We start from the raw sequence: 18,028 nt of genomic DNA on the forward strand, positions 1-18,028 counted from the left end.
GGGTTCAGGCATCGCCCCCGAGCCGCTCCAGCAGGTCGTACTCCACCCGTACGCGGTCGATGTCGGCCTTGAGGAACTCGGCCGCGGCGCGGGCCCGCCGGGCGTCGGCCCGCGTCTCCTCGGCCCACCGCTGGAGGCAGGCGGCGGCCACGACGTACGCGATCACCCGGCCCGCCAGGACGAGGTGTTCCTGGCCGTCTCCGCCGTCGAGGAACGTGAGGTCCAGGGCGTGCGCGGCGACGGCGGGCGCGGTGGGTGGCCAGGAGGCGAGTACGGCGCTCAGCGGGCGGCCGTCCGCGCGGGCCAGGCAGTGCTGGGCGAGTTGCTGGCTGAGGAGGTCGTTGGTGCCGTCGAAGACGGTGAAAACCCGGGAGTCCAGGAACGCCTGGGCGGCGATGTTGGTCGGTGAGCCGCTCCGGTAGCCCTCGCCGCCGGCCAGTTGCTGGTAGTGGTGGGCGGCGGCGACCATCAGTTCGCTGGCCACCGTCTTGACGGCCAGGACCAGGGGGAACGACGGGGTGAGATCGGACAGCAGGTCGAGCCGGGTCCGAACGTGGTGGCTGAGCGCCTCGCAGACGGTGTGGGCAGCGTCGACGGACGCGAGCCGGTGGCGGACGAAGCCGAGCGCCGACAGCGGCGCGCGCCCCACCCGGCGGGCGTCCGCGAAGGCGCGCGCCTCGCGGGCGATCCGGCGCAGGAATCCGCAGGCCAGCACTCCGATGAGGGCCCGCCCCGCCAGATAGACGTCGACCGTCGCGCTCAGGTCCCCGGCCCCGATGTCGATCCGCCGGCGGGCGGGGACGAAGGCGTCGATCTCGTTGACCCCGTAGTCGATCGCATTGAGCCCTATCGCCTCGTACCGCCGCGTGGTGCGGAACCCGTCGGACCGTTCGACGACGAACCATCCGTACTCGCGCCCGGCGTCGCCGTCCCGCTTGGCGACGACCACCCACCAGGACGCGGTGGCGCTCAGCGCCTGCCAGTGTTTACGGCCCCGGAGGCGGTAGCCGCCCCCGGTCTCCTCGAACGTGGTGGTCAGCCCGGACATGGCCGAGCCGCAGCCGGGTTCGGTGGACGCGAAGCCCGCCTTCGGCGCGGCCGGGCCGGCGAACAGGGGCAGCACCTCGCGCCGGGTCTCCTCCTCCGCCCAGAGCACCACGGGCCGCAGCGCCAGCGCCGCGACGACCGCCGTGTGGACGGCCACCGCGAGGTTGCGCTCGGCCAGCACCTCGACGACCCGGCACATCTCGACGTGGCTGGAGCGACCCCCGAATCGGGTCGGCAGCACCGGCAGCAGCACCCCCGCCCGGGTGAGGACGGCCCAGTCCTCGGCGGGCAGCTCCCGCTGCGGGTAGGTCGCCGCGTCGAACCGCTCGGCGGCCTCCTCGACACCAGCCAGGAACTCCGCGGCCGACAGGCCGGCGGCGAAGGACGAGACGGTGCCCGTGGTTTCAGTCATGTGTCCACCCGTTCCGGGAACTTCCGATCATGCACTCGGCAGCATTCTCGGTGTTCCGGGCGACGGCTGGGCGGTCGCCCCCGGAACCTCACCCCCAGCGGCACCCGTCAGCCGGATACGGGCCTCGGCTGCGTGTGCGCCCACTCGGCGAAGGTGGTGAGCGGGATGCCCAACTCCCGGGCGAACGCGGGCCGGGCGGGCTGGAGGACCGCGTTGTTCCACTCGTGTCCGGCTCCCCACGGGGGCATGCCCGCGTCGAGCGCCTCCTCCAGGGTCATGGAGGGCGCGGTCACGGGTACGCCCCATGCGGCGGACAGGGTCCCCGCGATCTGCTCCATCGTGCGCAGTTCACTGGCCAGTTCCAGCTCCACCCGGTGGAACCGGTCGGGGTCGCGGAGGGCGTGCGCCGCGGCCGCGCCGATGTCTCGTACGGCCACCAGGGCCAGTTCGGTGTCCGGCCGCAGGACCGTCAGGAGTCCGCCGCGGGGCCCTCGGGGCGCCAGCAGGGGCAGGTTCTCCATGAAGAACGCGGGCTTGATCACCGTCCAGCGGGCGAACCCCGCGCCGCGTACCGCCTCCATGATCGCCTGCTTGGTGTGGAAGTAGTCCTCCATCGCCGCCCAGCGCCCCTCGGCCCAGCCGGCGACCCGGGTGTGTTCACCGACGCCGCTGGTCGAGGACTGCACGAACTGCCGCACTCCCGCCGCCTTCGCCGCGTCCACCAGGTGGGTGGCCTGCGCGAGTTCGTCCGCGAAGTCCACGCCGGCCCCGGTCATCGGCGGCATCTGCACCGAGAAGACCGCCCGGACTCCCTCGACCGCCGGGCCGAGGGAGTCCCGGTCGGAGAGGTCCGCCCGTACCAGTTCGGCGCCCAGCGCCTCGATCGCCCGCGCACGCTGCGAGCCAGGGTCCCGTACGAGCGCGCGTACGGGCACGTCGGCGGCCAGAAGTGCGCGAGCCGTGGACCCGCCTTGCTGGCCGGTGGCGCCGGTGACCAGGACGGTATCGCGGCTGGACGGCATGGCTGCGGCTCCTCACGGGTCGGAGAAGCAAAACGGCGGGGCCCGCCGTTTCGCCTGTCGCTAAGCTATGGCGGGGTCCGCCGTTTAGCAATGGGGAGAACATGACCGGTCACCGCGCGGACGCCCGACGCAACTACCAGCGCATCCTCGCCGTCGCCGAAGCCGAGGTCGCCGCGCACGGCGCCGAGGCGTCCCTGGAGCAGATCGCCCGCACCGCGGGAGTCGGTTCGGCGACCGTGCGCCGCCACTTCCCCACGCGCCGCGCCCTTCTGGAAGCGGTCTTCCAGGAGCGCATCGAGGCCCTGTGCGAGCACGCCCGGCGCCTGAGCGCGGCCGAGGACGGCCGCGCCGCGCTCCTGGAATGGCTCCACGCCTTCGTCCTCTACGCCGTCTCGGCCCGCGGCTTCGCCCACATCCTCAGCTACGAGCCCCCCACCGAAGAGCCCTCCCCGGACAGCTGCGGCAGCAGGATCGAGACGGCCGCAACTCCCCTGCTCCAGAGGGCCATTCGCGACAAGGCTGTCGCACCGCACGTCACCTTCCACGACCTGCTCACCCTCGCCGTCGGCATCGCCCTGGCCACCGAGCACCACACGGACCCCGATGCCCAGGCAGGCCGCCTCTTCCGCCTCGCGGTGGAAGGGCTCAGTCCCGCGCGGGGCGCGGCCGGGGACGGGGACGTTCCGGCTCTCCGGCAGCCGTGACAGGGCGTCTGCCGACTCTGCGCCCGTGACAAGTGGGAGGTGTGGCGAGGGAGTAGCCGGATCCGGGCGGCAAGGGCCGCCATGGAACGCCGGTGGCCCGTAAGCTCGCGGCAGTCGAAGACAGGTTCGGCGGGCCGGGTCTGCCGGGCGCCGTACGTTCCCCCGGAGGCAGTCATGGCAATCCGCGCCGAACTCGTCGTGATCGGCGGCGGCCTGATGGGCTCCGCCACCGCCTGGGCGGCCTCCCGCCGAGGGCTGTCGGTGCTGCTGCTCGAACAGTACGGCCGTGGGCACAACAGGGGTAGCTCGCACGGCAGTTCCCGCATCGTGCGGCGCGGCTACCAGGAACCGCTGTACACGGAGCTCACCGGGCGGTCGTTCGAGCTGTGGCGGGAGCTGGAGCTCGACTCCGGCGCGCCCTTGCTCCGCATGCTCGGCAACGTGGACTTCGGCTCGCGCGCGTACGCCGAGTCGGTGGCCGCCCAGCTCGCCGCCTCGGTCGTGGAACACGAGATACTCAGCGCGCCGGAAGCGGAACAACGCTGGCCGGGGATGCGTTTCGAGGGTCTCGTGGTCCATCACACGCAGGGCGGTACGGTCGACGCCGGCGCCGCCGTGACCGCGTTCCAGGACGGTGCCGTCCGGCGCGGAGCGGTCGTACGCCACGACACCGCCGTGGCATCACTGGACCCGACCCCGGACGGCGGGGTCCGGGTGCTGCAGGCCGACGGCGCCGAGGTGCTCGCCGGCACCGTGGTCGTCGCGGCCGGAGGATGGACCGGCGAAATCCTCGGCGGGCACCTCTCTTTGCCCGCGCTGAACGTCACCCAGCAGGAGACCTTCCACTTCCCCCGGCGGGACCCGGCGTCCCCCGCGTGGCCGAGCGTCGTGCACGAGTGGGGAGCGGGCATCTACCACCTCGCGGGCGGCCCCCTTGGCGGCCCGCAGGACGACCGCAAGATCGGCCAGCACTACGGCGGCCTGCCGACCACCGCCGCCGGACGCGACGGCGTCGTATCGGCGGCGACCCGGGAGACGCTCGTCGAGTACGTGAAGGAGTGGCTGCCGGGGCTGGACCCGACGCCGCGCACCGAGACCAGCTGCCTCTACACCTTCACACCCAGCGAGGACTTCCTCCTCGACCGGGTCGGCCCCTTCGTCGTGTGCTCCCCCTGCTCGGGGCACGGGGCGAAGTTCGCGCCTCTCATCGGCGAGCTCACCACGGACCTGGTGACCGGCGCCGCGGGCGTGCCCGAGCGGTTCCGGCTCCCCGCCCACGCCTCGGGAACCCCCGGGAAGACGGGCTGACCCCGGCCGCCGCCATCCCGTCCAGCGCATTCAGCATGTTCAGCACGTTCAGCACTCGCCTCACGTTCACTTCTCGTGGGCAGGCTCCGCCGGCACCCGGCGCCACCACCGGGTCCGGCGGCGCGGGTGGACGGCCCGGCCGAGGCGGCGCCCCACGAGGAGGTAGGCGAGCAGCGCGCCGGTGGTGTTGAGCAGGACGTCGTCGATGTCGAACGCGCGCCCCATGATGAGGGCGCCCTGGATCAACTCCACGATCAGCATGGTGCATACGGTCACCAGCGCGACGCGGACGAAGCCCCGGGTCCTGCGGGACAGCAGCGGCAGGAGCACGCCGAAGGGCATCCCCAGGGCCACGTTGCCGCCGAGCTGCTTGACGGTCTCGACGAAGGCCGGCTGCCGCAGGTACGCCTCGATGGAGCTGCCTGGCGTCAGGTTGCTGTGGACGAGGGGGACGGACGCGGCCGACTCCCCCAGGGTGAGCTTCGCCAGCACCACGGCGAAGGCGACCATGCCGGCGAGGGCGACGAGCCCGACCAGCGTACGGACCGCCCGGCCCGGACCCGTACGGGCAGCGGCGCGCGCCTTGGAACCGGCGGCGTCCGCGCGCCGCGGGCGCGATTTCCCGGCGACCCGTCTTCGCGGCGCTCTCCAGTCGATCATCCGGCCTCCTTGCGTCTTCTGCGGGGCCGCCCCGGTCGGGCCTGTCCCCGTCGAGCCTGTCCCCGTCGGACCTGCTCCCCCTCAGGCATGCCCCCCTCCGGACTGCCCCCCGGAGACTGCCTCCCTCCGGCCTGTCCCCTCGTACGCCACCGGTCGGCCTCGGTCGGCCCCGCCGACGAAGCCCGCCTACCCGGCCCGGCCGCCCCCATGCCGACGCGGCGAGGATTCGATGCACAGCCGCCCCACCGCATCACACGAGCCCCAATGGCACTGAATATTGGGGCAGTTGGGAATGATCAGCTTGAGGTGCGGGCACCAGCGCTGCATGGAAGACGAAGACACCGTGAACAGACCCCCGACCCACGAGAGCCGGCCGGAGAGGGCCCGCCGTCGACGGTGGCCGGCGGTCGCGATCACCCTCCTCTTGGTCGCCGTCGTCCTCATAGGGGTCGGACAGGCCCTGCGGTGGCCGGGGCTGGACCTGTTCGCCACCGAGACGAAGGACCGCTCCGGGCCGGCCGTCCTCAAGGCCGTCCAGGACATGCACCGTTACGAGGGCGCGGCCGGGACCTTCCAGATCGTGGTCGACCTCGAACAGGACGCCCGCTTCCTGCCGGACGCCATACGCGGCACCCGCACCCTGTACGTGGCGACCGGCGGCGTGAGCGCCTACGTGGAGCTCGGTGAACTCGGCGAAGGCTCCGTCACCGTCGACCAGCAGCGGACGACCGCGACCCTGCGCCTGCCCCACGCCCGGCTGGCGACACCAGCGCTCGACCCCGAGCGCTCGTACGCCGTGTCCAAGCAGCGCGGGCTGCTCGACCGACTCCAGGACCTGGTCTCCGACAACCCGGCGAGCGAGCGAGCCGTCAACGTGCTCGCCGCCCAGCGCATCGGCGAGGCCGCCCGCCAGTCCGACCTGACGACCCGGGCCGAACGCAACACCACCGCCATGCTCCAGGGCCTCCTGCGGGCCCTCGGGTTCGAGCGCGTCACGGTCACCTACACCTGAGGGCGCCCGGGCCGGACGGTGCGGCGTGTCCACGATGCAGTCACCCGGGCAGATCAGTGCCGCCTACAGCTACTCTCCTTCCGGACTGGGCAACACCCTCTCGGCATGAAGGAGATGACCCACTGCATGAACGGGAACAGCGGCTCCGGGCGCGTCGTCGCCGCCCTCGACGGTGTCAGCATGATCCGCCACACCACGGGGCAGGTCATCCTCGACGATATCCACTGGACGGTCCGGGCGGGCGAGCGCTGGGCCCTGCTCGGCCCCAACGGGGCGGGCAAGACCAGCATGCTGAGGATCGTCGGCGCCACCACGTTCCCCACCACCGGCACGGTCGACGTCCTCGGGCACCGGCTCGGCCGGGTGGACGTACGCGAACTGCGCGCCCTGATCGGCCACGTCTCCACCTCGCAACGCGTCCCGCCGGAACTGACCGGCCACACCACCGTCCTCACCGGCCACAGCGGAACGGTCCAGCCACTGTGGAACACGTACGACACCGAAGTTCGGGAGCGCGCGCACGAGTTGCTCGGCGAGCTCCAGATCAAGGACCTCGCCGACCGGCCGTACGGAGTCTGCTCGGGCGGACAGCGCGCCCGTATCCTCATCGCCCGTGCCCTCATGGCGGATCCGGGACTGCTGCTGCTGGACGAGCCGTTCAACGCGCTCGACCTGCCTTCACGGGAAGACCTCATCGACACCATGCGTCACCTGGCCGAGTCCCGGTCGGAGCTGGCGACCGTGACGGTCACCCACCACCTGGAGGAGCTCTCCCCCGCCATCACGCACGCCCTGCTCCTGCGCGAGGGGCGCGTCCTCGCCCGAGGACCGGTGGAGGACGTCCTCACCCCCGAGCACATGACCGCGTGCTTCGGCCGGCCCATCCAGGTCACCCGGGACGCGGGCCGGTGGCTGGCCCGCTCCAGCGGCCTCACGCCGCCGCCCGCCGGCTCGGCCTGAGCACGGGCCTGCACGGCACAGCCCGCCCGGGTCGGTCCGGTTCTTCCCGCCGCCGTCCGGGCGCTCGCCGTCAGCCCGTGAACCGGGCGAGGGTGGGGGCCGGGACGGGGAGCGGGTGGGCCGCCTCGGGGCGGAGGCCGTCGATGATCACGCCGAGGTAGCGCCTCCACAGCGTGCCCTGCGGGTCCTCGTCGATGATTCAGCCCGTGAACCGGGCGAGGGTGGGGGCCGGGACGGGGAGCGGGTGGGCCGCCTCGGGGCGGAGGCCGTCGATGATCACGCCGAGGTAGCGCCTCCACAGCGTGCCCTGCGGGTCCTCGTCGATGATGAGGACGGCCTGGGCGGCGGCGCTGAGCAGGAGCACGATGTCGATGCCGGTGACGTCGCCGCGTACCGCTCCGGCCTCCCTGGCGCGGCCGACGAGTAGGTCCGCGACCTCGGCGAGGCGTTCGCGGGAGGCGTGGACGCTGGGCTCCCTGGGCGACAGCGCCGCGGCGGCCTGGCAGAACGACCGGTCGCGTACGTGGATCTCCACACCGGCCGTCATGAACTCGAAGAGCGCCGCCCCGGCGTCCTCCGCCTCGGCCAATCGCCGGCCCACGGCCACCAGTTCCTCCAGCCGGTCGCTGAAGACCTCGGCGAGGAGCTGCTCCTTGGTGTCGAAGTGACGGAACACCGTGCCCTTGCCCACGCCCGCCCGCGTGGCGATGCGGGTGATCGACACGTCCATGCCGTTCGCGGCGAACTCCGCCGCGGCGGCGTCCATCAGCAGGCGTCTGTTGCGTACGGCGTCGGCTCTGGTCATGGGACCACTGTACCGAACCGGACCGATTGGTCATGTTTTTCCGAAACGCTAAGCGGACCACTCGGTCCGCTTGTGCTACGGTTCAGAACATGACCGAGCGGTCCGTTTGCGATTCCGTACCGCACGGTCATGGCCACTTACCGTGAACAAGAGAGGAACGATCCAGCCATGGACGTCCGCGGCTACAAGACAGGCCCGATCCAGGCGGAGGCCGCCTTCACCTCCGACTTCCCCCTCGACGACCGCTACTCCACGCAGGACATCGTCGACATGCTGGAGCGCGAGCGCCCCAACATGGACATCCGCCCGGGCATGCGGCACAAGTACACGCCGCTCCGCTTCGACCCGGCGACGGGTGTGAAGCACATCGGCGGGCGCTACCTGTTCGACACGTGGGAGAGCGTGCTCGACTACGACCACTTCACCAACGAGGAGCTCTTCCCGGAGCCCGGCGTGCACTTCTGGTCCCGCTTCCCGGGCGTCGACAAGCACTACTGGAAGGTGACGGGAGCGCACGACTTCAAGCCCATGGCGACCGCGCACCACGTCAACCGCTTCGAGCGCTACGGGTACTCCGGCGCCGACGCCGAGGCACTCCTGGCGCAGGTGTGGCCGGCGATCCGAGACGAGGCCGAGAGCCTGGGCCTGTCCAGCGTCTGGCTGATGTTCCAGCCGGAGGAGAAGCAGATCGGCATCATCACGGTCGCCGAGAAGACGGGCGACGCCGATCCGGCCGATGCCGTGTCCAAGGGGCTGGAGTACCTGGAGGGCCTGGACCCCTTCGGCCGCCTCCTGCCCGAGCAGCTCGGCGCGGAGCGGCTGATGGACCGCACCAGCCTGATCATCTCGTCGTGGCTGCCCGAGTCCCGGGCGCTCGGCGGGGCCCACTCGTCCTTCGACGTCTCCCCGCCGCACCCGAAGCCGCAGATCTGACGGCGAGCGGCGGGCTGACGGGAGGGTCGGTACGGCCAGTACGTCTCATACGGCCAGTACGGCCAGTACGGCCAGTACGGCCAGTACGGCCAGTAGGACCCGTACGGCAGTGACAGGCGCCCGGCCGGAACGGTGCGTGTTCCGGCCGGGCGCCGCCCCGGGAGCCGCGTCCCGCGCGGCTCCCGACCATTCAACCCCATCACCCCCACCCACCCCGTTCCCCCACCCACCCCATTCTCCCCATTCCCCCCATCACCCTCATCACCCTCATCACCCTCATTCGCAGGAGGATCCCCATGCGTGCCCTCGTAGTCGACCGCGCCGCCACCGGCGGGCTGCGTCCGGCCGAAACGCCCGACCCCGTCCCCGCGCCCCACCAGGCCCTGGTCCGGGTCCGGTCGGTCTCGCTCAACCCGGCCGAGTTCCGCTACGTGCTCCCCGGCGCGCCCGACGGCGCGGTGATCGGCTGGGACGCGGCCGGGGTGGTGGAGCGGGCCGCCGCCGACGGCTTGGGGCCCGCCGCCGGCACCCCCGTGATCACCCTCGGGATGAGCGGGGCCTGGGGCGAGCTGCGCGCCGTCGACACCGCGCTGATCGGCACGGTCCCCGACAGCGCCGACCTCGGGCCGATGAGCACCCTGCCCGTCGCCGGTGCGACCGCGCTGCGCGCGCTGCGGAAGCTCGGCCCGATCCTGGGCAGGCGCGTTCTGATCACCGGGGCCTCCGGGGCCGTCGGCCGCTACGCCGTACAGCTCGCGGCACGTGGCGGCGCCCACGTGATCGCCGCCACCCGCACCCCGGACCACGCGGCACGGCTACGGGCCCTTGGCGCGCACGAGGTCGTCACCGGCCCCGCCGACCTCTCCGCTCCCGTCCACGGTGTGCTCGACCTGGTCGGCGGAGAGTCCGTCGCTCCCGCCTACCAGGCCCTCGGCGAGGGCGGAACGCTCGTGACCGCGGGAGCGGCCTCCTCGGCGGCGTCCGCCTTCGAACCGGGCGGCCTGCTGTCCGATCCGCTGCGCCACGACCGGTCGATCGTCACCTTCTTCCTGATGAGCGGCACCGGCATCGACGCCGACCTGACCTGGCTCGCCTCCGAGCTGGCGTCCGGCGCGCTGCGCCCGCACATCGCGTGGCGGGGCGACTGGAGCGAGGCGGCCGAGGCGATCGACGCCGTACGGGCCGGCCGCCTGCCCGGAAAGGCCGTGCTGGACCTGGCCTGACCCCTACGCCCACCCGACACGACCCACCTCCACGGGGCCGGCCCGCCGGCCCTCGGGTGTCATGGCACCCTCGCCGCTCCATTGACACGGTGGGCTCGGGTGAATAATTCCTGTGGCCGGCCAGCCTTGCGGGGCGAGCGGTCGCTACAGGGCGACGTGAAGTGCGAGCGGGGGAATGCCAGTTGGAGCGGATCGGATCGTATGCCGTGGTGCGGGAACTGGGTGCGGGCGGGATGGGCACGGTGTATCTGGCCCGGTCGCGCGGCGGGCGCCTGCTGGCGGTGAAGGTGGCCAGGCCGGAGCTGGCCGGGGACACGGCCTTCCGGGCCCGGTTCCGTGTCGAGGTGGAGGCGGCGCGCAGGGTCGGCGGCTTCCACACGGCGCAGGTGGTGGATGCCGATCCGGACGGAGAGCTGCCCTGGCTGGCCACGGCGTATTTACCCGGCCCGACGCTCGCCCACTTGATACACACCGAAGGACCCATGACCGAGCGTGAGTTGAGACAGCTCGGCGCGGCTCTGGCGGAGGCGTTACAGGCGGTGCACGGGTGCGGGCTCGTTCACCGCGATCTCAAACCGGGCAACATCATCATGGCGCCGGACGGTCCCCGGGTCGTGGACTTCGGCATCGCCCGGGCCGTCGAGTCCACCCGGCTCACGACGACGGGACACGCCTTCGGCACCCCTGGCTATCTCGCGCCCGAGCAGGCCGAGGGCAAGGAAGTGACGGGCACAGCCGATGTGTTCGCCCTCGGCGCCGTCCTCGTGGCGGCTGCGGGCGGCAGCGCCTTCGGCGAGGGCACACCGATGATGCTGATGTACCGCTCGGTGCACGCGGAAGCGGACCTCTCGCTGGTTCCGGAGGGTATCTGCGGGATCGTCGGCGCCTGCCTGGAGAAGGACCCTGCCCGGCGACCCAGCACTGAGCAACTGCTCGACGCGTTCACCGGGACCGTGGACGCCTCGCACCCGCCCACGCTCGTGGCCCCACCACCCACCCTCGTGGCAACGCCTACCGAGGAAGCCGGATTCTTCCACGCCGAGGACGACGAACGCGCCATGGTCATCGATGCCCATGGGGTCGAGATCAGGCTGCTCGAATTCAACGGCATCAGCTTCGGCTTCCCCTGGAGCGAGATCGCGAGCATCGACCACGCCCTCGACAGCGCCAGCCTGCAGTGCACGCTGTTCATCGAGTGCACCGACGACGTTCCATACGACTGCACGCTGACCGCGCCCGACGACATGACGTACGACCGTTGGGCTCGGCACCTGCCGCACGTCCTGAATCACTACTGCGACTGACGCACACGATCCGTGATCATTTACATGACCCCGTCAATGGAGATGCGACCTGGGTCGGACGGTGATCTCGTTCTGCGGGGTGACCGTTTCCGCTGACGGCCGGGGTCCACTGGTAGGGCCGCAACCAGCGGAGCGAGTAGTGGAGGGGCAAGGCACGTGTCATGGTTCGCGCAGGTCCTGGACGCCTTGGGTGATCTGCCGCCGGCGGCCGTGCTGGGGGCAGCCGGGGTGTTCAGTGCCGTCGAGTCGGGCCTCGGCATCGGCATCGTGGTGCCGGGTGAGACGGCGGTGCTCGTCGCCGGGGCGGCCGTGCACGGCGAGGCGCTGCTGATCGCTCTGTTCGTCGTCGTCGCCCTGGCCGCCAGTCTCGGCGATCACGTGGGGTACGTCCTCGGGCGCCGTTACGGCGAGCGGCTCCGCGGGGCGGCTCTGCTGCGCCGCGTCACCGACGCGCAATGGGACCGTGCGGTCCTCGCCCTGCGCAGGCGCGGCGCGTGGGCCGTGTTCCTCACCCGCCTGCTGCCGGTGATCCGGACGCTGACCCCCGCGGCAGCCGGGATGGCCCGCGTGCGCTACGCACACTTCCTGCCCGCCTCCCTGGCGGGCGCGGCCACGTGGTCGGCCCTGTACGTCTTCGGAGGCGCCCTCGCCGGTGCCTCGGCCGAGCGGCTGGGCGCGTACCTCGGCACAGCGGGGTGGGCCGTGATCGGCGTACTCGCCGCCCTGGCCGTGGGGGTCTGGATGCTCCGGCGCAGGACCGCCGCTCCCTCCCGGCCACGCCCTGATCGACCCTGAGATGCCGGAACGGGCGTGGTCCCGGTCCGGCCGCCTCTGTTCGGCCTGGTGTGCCGCTGTCCCGGTGTCAGTTCGTCTGCGTGTTGATCAGGTGGTCGCCGAAGTAGCCGACCACGACCAGGCCGCTGTTGTCGGTGTCGTCGAGGAAATGCAGGCGTGGCGCCGGGGGCTCGCCGTCGCCGATGCGGATGTGCTCGACCATGACGGCCGTTCCGGTCGGTGAGATCTCCGTGGGGACCCGGAAGGTGCGGTCGGACCGTCCTCGCGGGCTGCTGCGGGCGTACTGACTCTCGGAGTGGGAGATCTTCTGTTCGCTGATCAACGGGGTGCTCTGGGCCGCGCAGTACGCGCGGAGGTTGGCGAAGACGGCACCCGCACTGCCGCCGCCCGTCGCCCGCGCGAGGTTCTTGGCCTCCGCGTAGATCTGCATGACGGCCAGGGCGTCGGCCAGACGGGCCCGCCACCGGGGGGCCTTGCTGTGGTGGTCCAGCTTCCGCGCGTCCCCGGGGTCGGCGGTGATCTCCAGACACGCACAGTACTGCCGGGCGCGCTCCAGGATGCCGGCGAAGTTCGACGCTTCGAGTCGCTGCCGCAGCGCGCGTGCGCCGGCGTCGTCGGGCCCTTCGTCGTCGTGGCGGGGCTGGAGGCGTGCGGCGAGCGCGTCGCGGGAGCGCAGGGCCGCGCGCCGCTCGGCTTCGCTCGCTTCCAGCATGGCCCGCAGCGTGGCCCGGTCCGCCTCGCTCTCCGTCAGACGCCGGGACAGCTCCTCCGCCTCTGGTGCCTCGGGCGCCTTCCGCACCTCGAACGTCCGGTCGGACAGCTGCGATTCCACTCGCTTCTCCAGGTTCCTGCCCTGGCGCAGGAGCGCGTTGGCTCTCTCCACGTTGCGCTCCGCCTCGCGGCGGCGTTCCGTCTCGGCGGCCACCTTCCGTTCCAGACGGTCGATGTCGTGCTGGTAGCCCTCGATGAGGTCTCTGGCCTTCGTGCGGAACTCCTCCAGCTCTCGCACGAGCTGGGCCGACATGTACGCCGTCTGAAACGGACGCTCTGCCCCAGGCCCGAAGGGGCTGCTCCTCTTCATGGCTCCTCCAGGACGACTCGACAAGTCCAGCACGCCGTCAGGGCGCTCACCGCTCCAGCACCGCCTCGAAGGCGTCCCCGTACCTCCCGCGCTCGCCCCATCCTGGGGGCGCGAGCGGGCGGCCCGCAGGCGAAGTGCTGTTCTGGGCGCAATCCCGTTGGCCTCCGTACGGGTGGACCGCCATCTCAACGGATGGCTACATACAGTTACCCGACGTAGCGGTATGTATCTCCCCGCTGATCGCGCGCTATGCGAGCGAAACAAGCCACTTTCCGGGATCCCTCACAGGCAGCCCGAACGCGAGGGACCGCGCGCCGGAGGGCCGCCCACTCGGTGCGCTCCTGGCGGGCATCTCACCTGCGCTCCCGGCTCGGCGCCTGCCTGTGCCCCGCGAGATTAAGGGCTGGCGCGAGCGGCGGACCGCGGCCTGGCTCGCCGCCGTCTCGCGCCGTGAGCACGTCCGTGAGCGGGTGGGGGCGCTGCTGCTGGAGAGCGAGGTCTGCTGTGCGGCTGGGGGCTACTCTGTGGCCCTGGCCAGTTTCGGCACGGCCGAGGACGCCGATCTGCTCGCCGCCTACCTGGATCGCTACCTACGTCGGCCGGATCTCGCCTACGACCAGCCGACGGTGATGGGCGCCTTGGCCCACGCCGACTCCGCCCTGGGCGGCGACCGCGCCGACCGCTTCCTACGGGAGGACGGCCTGTGTCACACCTGGTTCCGGGACGCGCCCCACATGCGCGGGGACGACGGCATCTCCAACTACGCGGGCGGCATCCGCCTTGCCTGCGCCGTCGTGGACGAGTGCGCCGGCGTCTGAACCCGGAGCCCGTCCCTGCGGGGCACCTTCGAGAACACGACGGCGCGGGCGAGGCGGATGCCGCCCGCGTCGGTGGTAGCGCGGATCCGTTCTTCCGGCGGCCCCTGTGGCTGCAGACCCGCTGCGCCGGTCACATCTTGTGGGCCTATAACGAGGAGCACGTCGACGAGCTGTCCGCCTATGTCGGGGCGCGATTGCGAGAGCGTGGCGGCGCGCAGTCGACGATGTCGATGTTCGCTCGCCTGCCGGCGTGGATGAAGGTGTCGGACCATCGCGCGGAGGTTCTGGCCGGACTGGAAACGCTGCGGGCGCTGGCCGAACGGGTGACACCCGCCGACCGCTCCGATGCCGCGCACGAGCGCGGTGACCATCCCCGAGCGCACAGAAGCATGTACTTCCGGGGCGGCCCCTACGAGTCCTGAAGGCCCTGGTCACAGCCATTCGTTGACGCGCCCGCGAGGGGCCGGGCTGTCTCCCCCTCGTCGAGGCCGCAAGTGACGCGCACGGTGCCGTGCCGGCTGCCCCGCAGCACCGAGGAGACCTCGACCTGAAGACGTCGCCGGTAGCCGAAGCGACCCACGGCCACCGGCACCACGGCGGTCGCGGCACCCGCCACGAGGGCCGATGAGGCCAAGGGCTGCGTTCATGTTCCGAAGGCCGACAAGGCTGAGCCGGTGCCGGTGACGCCATTCGGTCACGGGTGGTGTGAAGTCTTGACGGCTTCCCGGGGGTTCAGTTGACTCCGCCGTGACTTTCGTCCGGTGGTCCAGACCTCGGAGGCGCTTCGTGAGATCCGTACGTGTGAGACCGGCCAGGCGCCGGTTCGGAACCGCTCTGCTGGCCGCGGCCGGTGTGCTCGTCGGCCTGCTCCCGCTCTCCCAGACCTCGGCCGCCGCCGCGGAACCGCCGCCGACGGCGGTGGACCGGTTCGAGGGGGAGGTCCCGTTCGCCGGGCCGCCCGCCGAGGGGATCTTCACCTGGGGCAGCGACGGCGACGACCAGCCGCGCCTCGAGCTCCGGGAGCGTGCCGACGCGCCCGAGGGTGCGCGGGTGCTGCACGGCTCGTACGACATCAGCGGCTGGGGCGGGTTCAGTCATGACTTCGCCTTCGACCGGCCCGCGCACGACTGGAGCGGGCGGGCGGGGCTGCGGTTCTGGTGGTACGGGCAGAACACCGCCCCGCTGCCGCCCGGCTCGGGGCCTCGGGTGGCCTTCGAGATCAAGGACGGCGGGGCCAACGGCGAGGCGTCCGAGCTGTGGACGACCTCGTTCACGGACGACTGGCAGGGCTGGCACCTGGTCGAGATCCCGTTCTCGCGCTTCGAGTACCGCACCGACTACCAGCCGGTCGGCGGGATCGACCAGGTGCTCGGGCTGAACGCCATGTGGGGGTACGCCTTCACGTTCCCGGTGGGGCGGCCCGGCGAGTTCATGATCGACGGGATGCAGGTGTACGGGGCCGCCGACCCGGTCGTGCGGACCAAGGTGGTCACCGACACGGTCGTTCACCCTGTGAAGGAGGGCGGCTCCGCCGAGGTCCGGCTGTCTGTGGCCACCACCGGCTCCGGTCCGCTGACCGAGCCGGTGACGGTCGACTACGTCGCCGGGGGCGGTACCGCGATCCCCGGCGACGACTTCCGGCCCGCCGCCGGGTCGCTCACCTTCCCGGCCGGCACGCCTTCCGGGACCTCCCGGACCCTCACCGTGACCACCGTGAAGGACCGGACCGGGGAGACCGCCGAGACCGTCCCGGTGAAGCTGACGGTGACCGGCGCGCGGGCGCCCGCGGAGGACCCGCTGGTCGTGATCGACGCGCACGGGCTGCCGTACCTCGACGCGCGGCTGCCGGTGCGCGCGCGGGTCGCGGACCTGCTGGCGCGGATGACCCCGGAGGAGAAGGCCGGGCAGATGACGCAGGCCGAGCGCAACGCGCTGAAGGCGCCGGGTGACATCGCCGCGTACGCGCTGGGCTCGCTGCTCTCGGGCGGCGGCTCGGTGCCGACCCCCAACACGGCGGCCGGCTGGGCGGACATGGTGGACGGCTTCCAACTGCGCACCCGGGCGGCCCGGCTGCAGATCCCGCTGATCTACGGAGTGGACGCCGTCCACGGGCACAACAACCTGACCGGGTCGACGATCATGCCGCACAACATCGGCCTGGGCGCGACCCGCGACCCCTCGCTGGTCGAGCGGACGGGCGCGGTCACCGCGGCCGAGGTGCGGGCGACCGGCGTCCCGTGGGACTTCGCGCCCTGCCTGTGCGTGACCCACGACGAGCGCTGGGGGCGGTCCTACGAAGCCTTCGGCGAGGACCCGGCGCTGGTCACCGCCATGGAGACGGTCATCCGCGGCATGCAGGGCACGCCGGACGGGCGGGACCTGGACCGGCCTGACAAGGTGCTGGCCACGGCGAAGCACTACGTCGGCGACGGCGGCACCGCGTACGGATCCTCCACCACCGGCTCGTACACCATCGACCAGGGTGTCACCCGGGTCACCAGGGAGGAGCTGGAGGCGGTGCACCTGGCGCCGTTCCGGGAGGCCGTGCGGCGCGGGGTGGGGACGGTCATGCCCTCGTACTCCTCGGTGGACTTCCTCGATGACGACGCCGGGCCGGTGAAGATGCACGCGAGCGCCGAGCTGATCAACGGGGTGCTGAAGCAGCGGATGGGCTTCAAGGGCTTCGTCATCAGCGACTGGCAGGCCATCGACCAGATCCCCGGGGACTACGCCAGTGACGTGCGGACCTCGGTCAACGCGGGGCTCGACATGATCATGGTGCCGACCGCGTACCGGGAGTTCCACCGCACGCTCGTCGGCGAGGCGGCGGCGGGCCGGATCCCGGCGGCCCGGATCGACGACGCGGTGGCGCGGATCCTGGAGCAGAAGTTCCGGCTCGGCCTGTTCGAGAAGCCGTACGCCGACCGGTCCGGGCTCGGCGCGGTCGGCTCGGCGGCGCACCGGGCGGTGGCCCGGGAGGCGGCGGCGAAGTCGCAGGTGCTGCTGAAGAACGCGGGCGGGCTGCTGCCGCTGAAGCCCGATCAGAAGGTGTACGTCGCCGGGTCCAACGCGGACGACCTGGGCAACCAGAGCGGCGGCTGGACGGTCTCCTGGCAGGGGTCCTCTGGGCGGATCACCACGGGCACCACGATCCTGGAGGGGATGCGCGCGGCCGCCGCCTCGCCAAACTCGGTGACGTACTCCAAGGACGCCTCGGCGCCGCTGACCGGGTACGACGCCGGGGTCGTGGTCGTCGGCGAGACCCCGTACGCGGAGGGTGTCGGCGATGTGGGCAACGGGCACGACCTGGAGCTCTCGGCGGCCGACCGGTCGGCCGTCGACCGGGTGTGCGCGGCGATGCGCTGCGCGGTGCTCGTGGTGTCCGGGCGGCCGCAGCTCGTCGGGGACCGGCTGGACCGGATGACGGCCCTGGTGGCGTCCTGGCTGCCGGGCACCGAGGGCGACGGGGTCGCCGACGTGCTGTACGGGAAGCGGGCGTTCACCGGCCGGCTGCCGGTGACCTGGCCGCGCTCGGAGGCGCAGCTCCCGGTCAACGTCGGGGACGCCGTCTACGATCCGCAGTTCCCGTACGGCTGGGGGCTGACCACGCTCGGCACGGCTCCGCGGGGCGGGGAGGCCGCGCTGCGGGCCCTGGCCGTGACGGCAGCGGTGGTCGAGCGGACCGCCGGGGCCGACTCGCCGGCCGGGCGCGCGGTGGCCGACCGGGCCCGGGCGATCGCCGCGCAGCGGATCGACGGACGGTTCGGCCCCGCGGTCGCAAAGCCGTTCGCCGAGGCGGACCACCTGTTGCTGACGGGTGACCTGACGGGCGCGGTGGAGCGGCTGACGGTGGCCTTCCGGGCTGCCGCCGACGCCGCTCCGTAGGGGAAGGGGACGGGCCCGAGGCCCTCGCGCCGGACGGTGCGGGGGCCTCGGGCATGTCC

15 protein-coding genes and 1 pseudogene are annotated in these 18,028 nt (G+C 72.3%); 11 read left to right on the forward strand and 5 right to left on the reverse strand.

All coding sequences use genetic code 11. From position 1 onward, the window contains the following. Positions 1-4: 4 nt before the first annotated feature. The gene (locus AB0C99_RS12785; protein ID WP_362473594.1) at positions 5-1,459 is read right to left on the reverse strand and encodes an acyl-CoA dehydrogenase family protein; all 1,455 of its coding nucleotides are present in this window, start codon (positions 1,457-1,459) and stop codon (positions 5-7) included. A 107-nt stretch (positions 1,460-1,566) separates the two neighbouring features. Continuing rightward, a complete protein-coding gene (locus tag AB0C99_RS12790) occupies positions 1,567-2,481 on the reverse strand; it encodes an NmrA/HSCARG family protein (protein WP_362473596.1) in 915 nt (304 codons plus the stop codon). Between the two features lie 101 nt (positions 2,482-2,582). On the opposite strand from AB0C99_RS12790, the gene AB0C99_RS12795 reads away from it, so the two are divergent. Together AB0C99_RS12795 and AB0C99_RS12800 are read left to right on the forward strand one after the other, a co-directional pair. After that, positions 2,583-3,185 (forward strand): TetR/AcrR family transcriptional regulator, encoded by a 603-nt coding sequence (locus AB0C99_RS12795; RefSeq protein WP_362473599.1) that lies wholly within the window; start codon positions 2,583-2,585, stop codon positions 3,183-3,185. A 174-nt stretch (positions 3,186-3,359) separates the two neighbouring features. Beyond that, positions 3,360-4,493: an FAD-dependent oxidoreductase gene (locus AB0C99_RS12800; protein ID WP_362473602.1), complete on the forward strand. Its 1,134-nt coding sequence runs from the start codon at positions 3,360-3,362 to the stop codon at positions 4,491-4,493. A 66-nt stretch (positions 4,494-4,559) separates the two neighbouring features. Here the strand turns inward: AB0C99_RS12800 and AB0C99_RS12805 are convergent, their stop codons facing one another. Further along, the gene (locus AB0C99_RS12805; RefSeq protein ID WP_362473605.1) at positions 4,560-5,153 is read right to left on the reverse strand and encodes a VanZ family protein; all 594 of its coding nucleotides are present in this window, start codon (positions 5,151-5,153) and stop codon (positions 4,560-4,562) included. 343 nt (positions 5,154-5,496) lie between these two features. Between AB0C99_RS12805 and AB0C99_RS12810 the strand changes: the two genes are divergently transcribed. After that, a complete protein-coding gene (locus AB0C99_RS12810) occupies positions 5,497-6,165 on the forward strand; it encodes a DUF4230 domain-containing protein (RefSeq protein WP_362473608.1) in 669 nt (222 codons plus the stop codon). 126 nt (positions 6,166-6,291) lie between these two features. Further along, a complete protein-coding gene (locus tag AB0C99_RS12815; RefSeq protein ID WP_362473957.1) occupies positions 6,292-7,125 on the forward strand; it encodes an ATP-binding cassette domain-containing protein in 834 nt (277 codons plus the stop codon). 199 nt (positions 7,126-7,324) lie between these two features. Here the strand turns inward: AB0C99_RS12815 and AB0C99_RS12820 are convergent, their stop codons facing one another. Continuing rightward, positions 7,325-7,930 carry a TetR/AcrR family transcriptional regulator gene (locus tag AB0C99_RS12820; protein ID WP_362473611.1) on the reverse strand — a complete coding sequence of 202 codons (606 nt, stop codon included), beginning with the start codon at positions 7,928-7,930 and terminating at the stop codon, positions 7,325-7,327. Between the two features lie 168 nt (positions 7,931-8,098). On the opposite strand from AB0C99_RS12820, the gene AB0C99_RS12825 reads away from it, so the two are divergent. The 4 genes from AB0C99_RS12825 to AB0C99_RS12840 all read left to right on the forward strand — a co-directional run bounded on the left by AB0C99_RS12825 (position 8,099) and on the right by AB0C99_RS12840 (position 12,185). Then, on the forward strand, positions 8,099-8,863 hold the full coding sequence (locus AB0C99_RS12825) for a hypothetical protein (protein ID WP_362473614.1): 765 nt from the start codon (positions 8,099-8,101) through the stop codon (positions 8,861-8,863). A gap of 296 nt (positions 8,864-9,159) precedes the next feature. Further along, on the forward strand, positions 9,160-10,086 hold the full coding sequence (locus AB0C99_RS12830) for a zinc-binding dehydrogenase (RefSeq protein ID WP_362473617.1): 927 nt from the start codon (positions 9,160-9,162) through the stop codon (positions 10,084-10,086). Positions 10,087-10,268: 182 nt separating this feature from the next. Beyond that, complete coding sequence (locus tag AB0C99_RS12835; RefSeq protein ID WP_362473620.1) at positions 10,269-11,390, forward strand: serine/threonine-protein kinase; 1,122 nt, start codon at positions 10,269-10,271, stop codon at positions 11,388-11,390. Between the two features lie 156 nt (positions 11,391-11,546). Beyond that, on the forward strand, positions 11,547-12,185 hold the full coding sequence (locus AB0C99_RS12840; protein WP_362473622.1) for a DedA family protein: 639 nt from the start codon (positions 11,547-11,549) through the stop codon (positions 12,183-12,185). A gap of 67 nt (positions 12,186-12,252) precedes the next feature. On the opposite strand, the gene AB0C99_RS12845 is transcribed toward AB0C99_RS12840, so the two are convergent. Continuing rightward, complete coding sequence (locus AB0C99_RS12845; RefSeq protein ID WP_362473625.1) at positions 12,253-13,209, reverse strand: hypothetical protein; 957 nt, start codon at positions 13,207-13,209, stop codon at positions 12,253-12,255. Between the two features lie 458 nt (positions 13,210-13,667). Between AB0C99_RS12845 and AB0C99_RS12850 the strand changes: the two are divergent. From AB0C99_RS12850 to AB0C99_RS12860, 3 genes and pseudogenes are all read left to right on the forward strand, one after another. Beyond that, positions 13,668-14,084, forward strand: a pseudogene (locus tag AB0C99_RS12850) (DUF6000 family protein); the annotation flags it as partial. Next, a complete protein-coding gene (locus AB0C99_RS12855) occupies positions 14,069-14,506 on the forward strand; it encodes a hypothetical protein (RefSeq protein ID WP_362473628.1) in 438 nt (145 codons plus the stop codon). The pseudogene AB0C99_RS12850 and the gene AB0C99_RS12855, both read left to right, overlap by 16 nt. A 364-nt stretch (positions 14,507-14,870) precedes the next feature. Beyond that, the gene (locus AB0C99_RS12860) at positions 14,871-17,969 is read left to right on the forward strand and encodes a glycoside hydrolase family 3 N-terminal domain-containing protein (protein ID WP_362473631.1); all 3,099 of its coding nucleotides are present in this window, start codon (positions 14,871-14,873) and stop codon (positions 17,967-17,969) included. The last annotated feature ends 59 nt before the right edge of the window (positions 17,970-18,028 follow it).

This window comes from Streptomyces sp. NPDC048659, from assembly GCF_040650575.1.
In the GTDB taxonomy this organism is placed as follows: domain Bacteria; phylum Actinomycetota; class Actinomycetes; order Streptomycetales; family Streptomycetaceae; genus Streptomyces.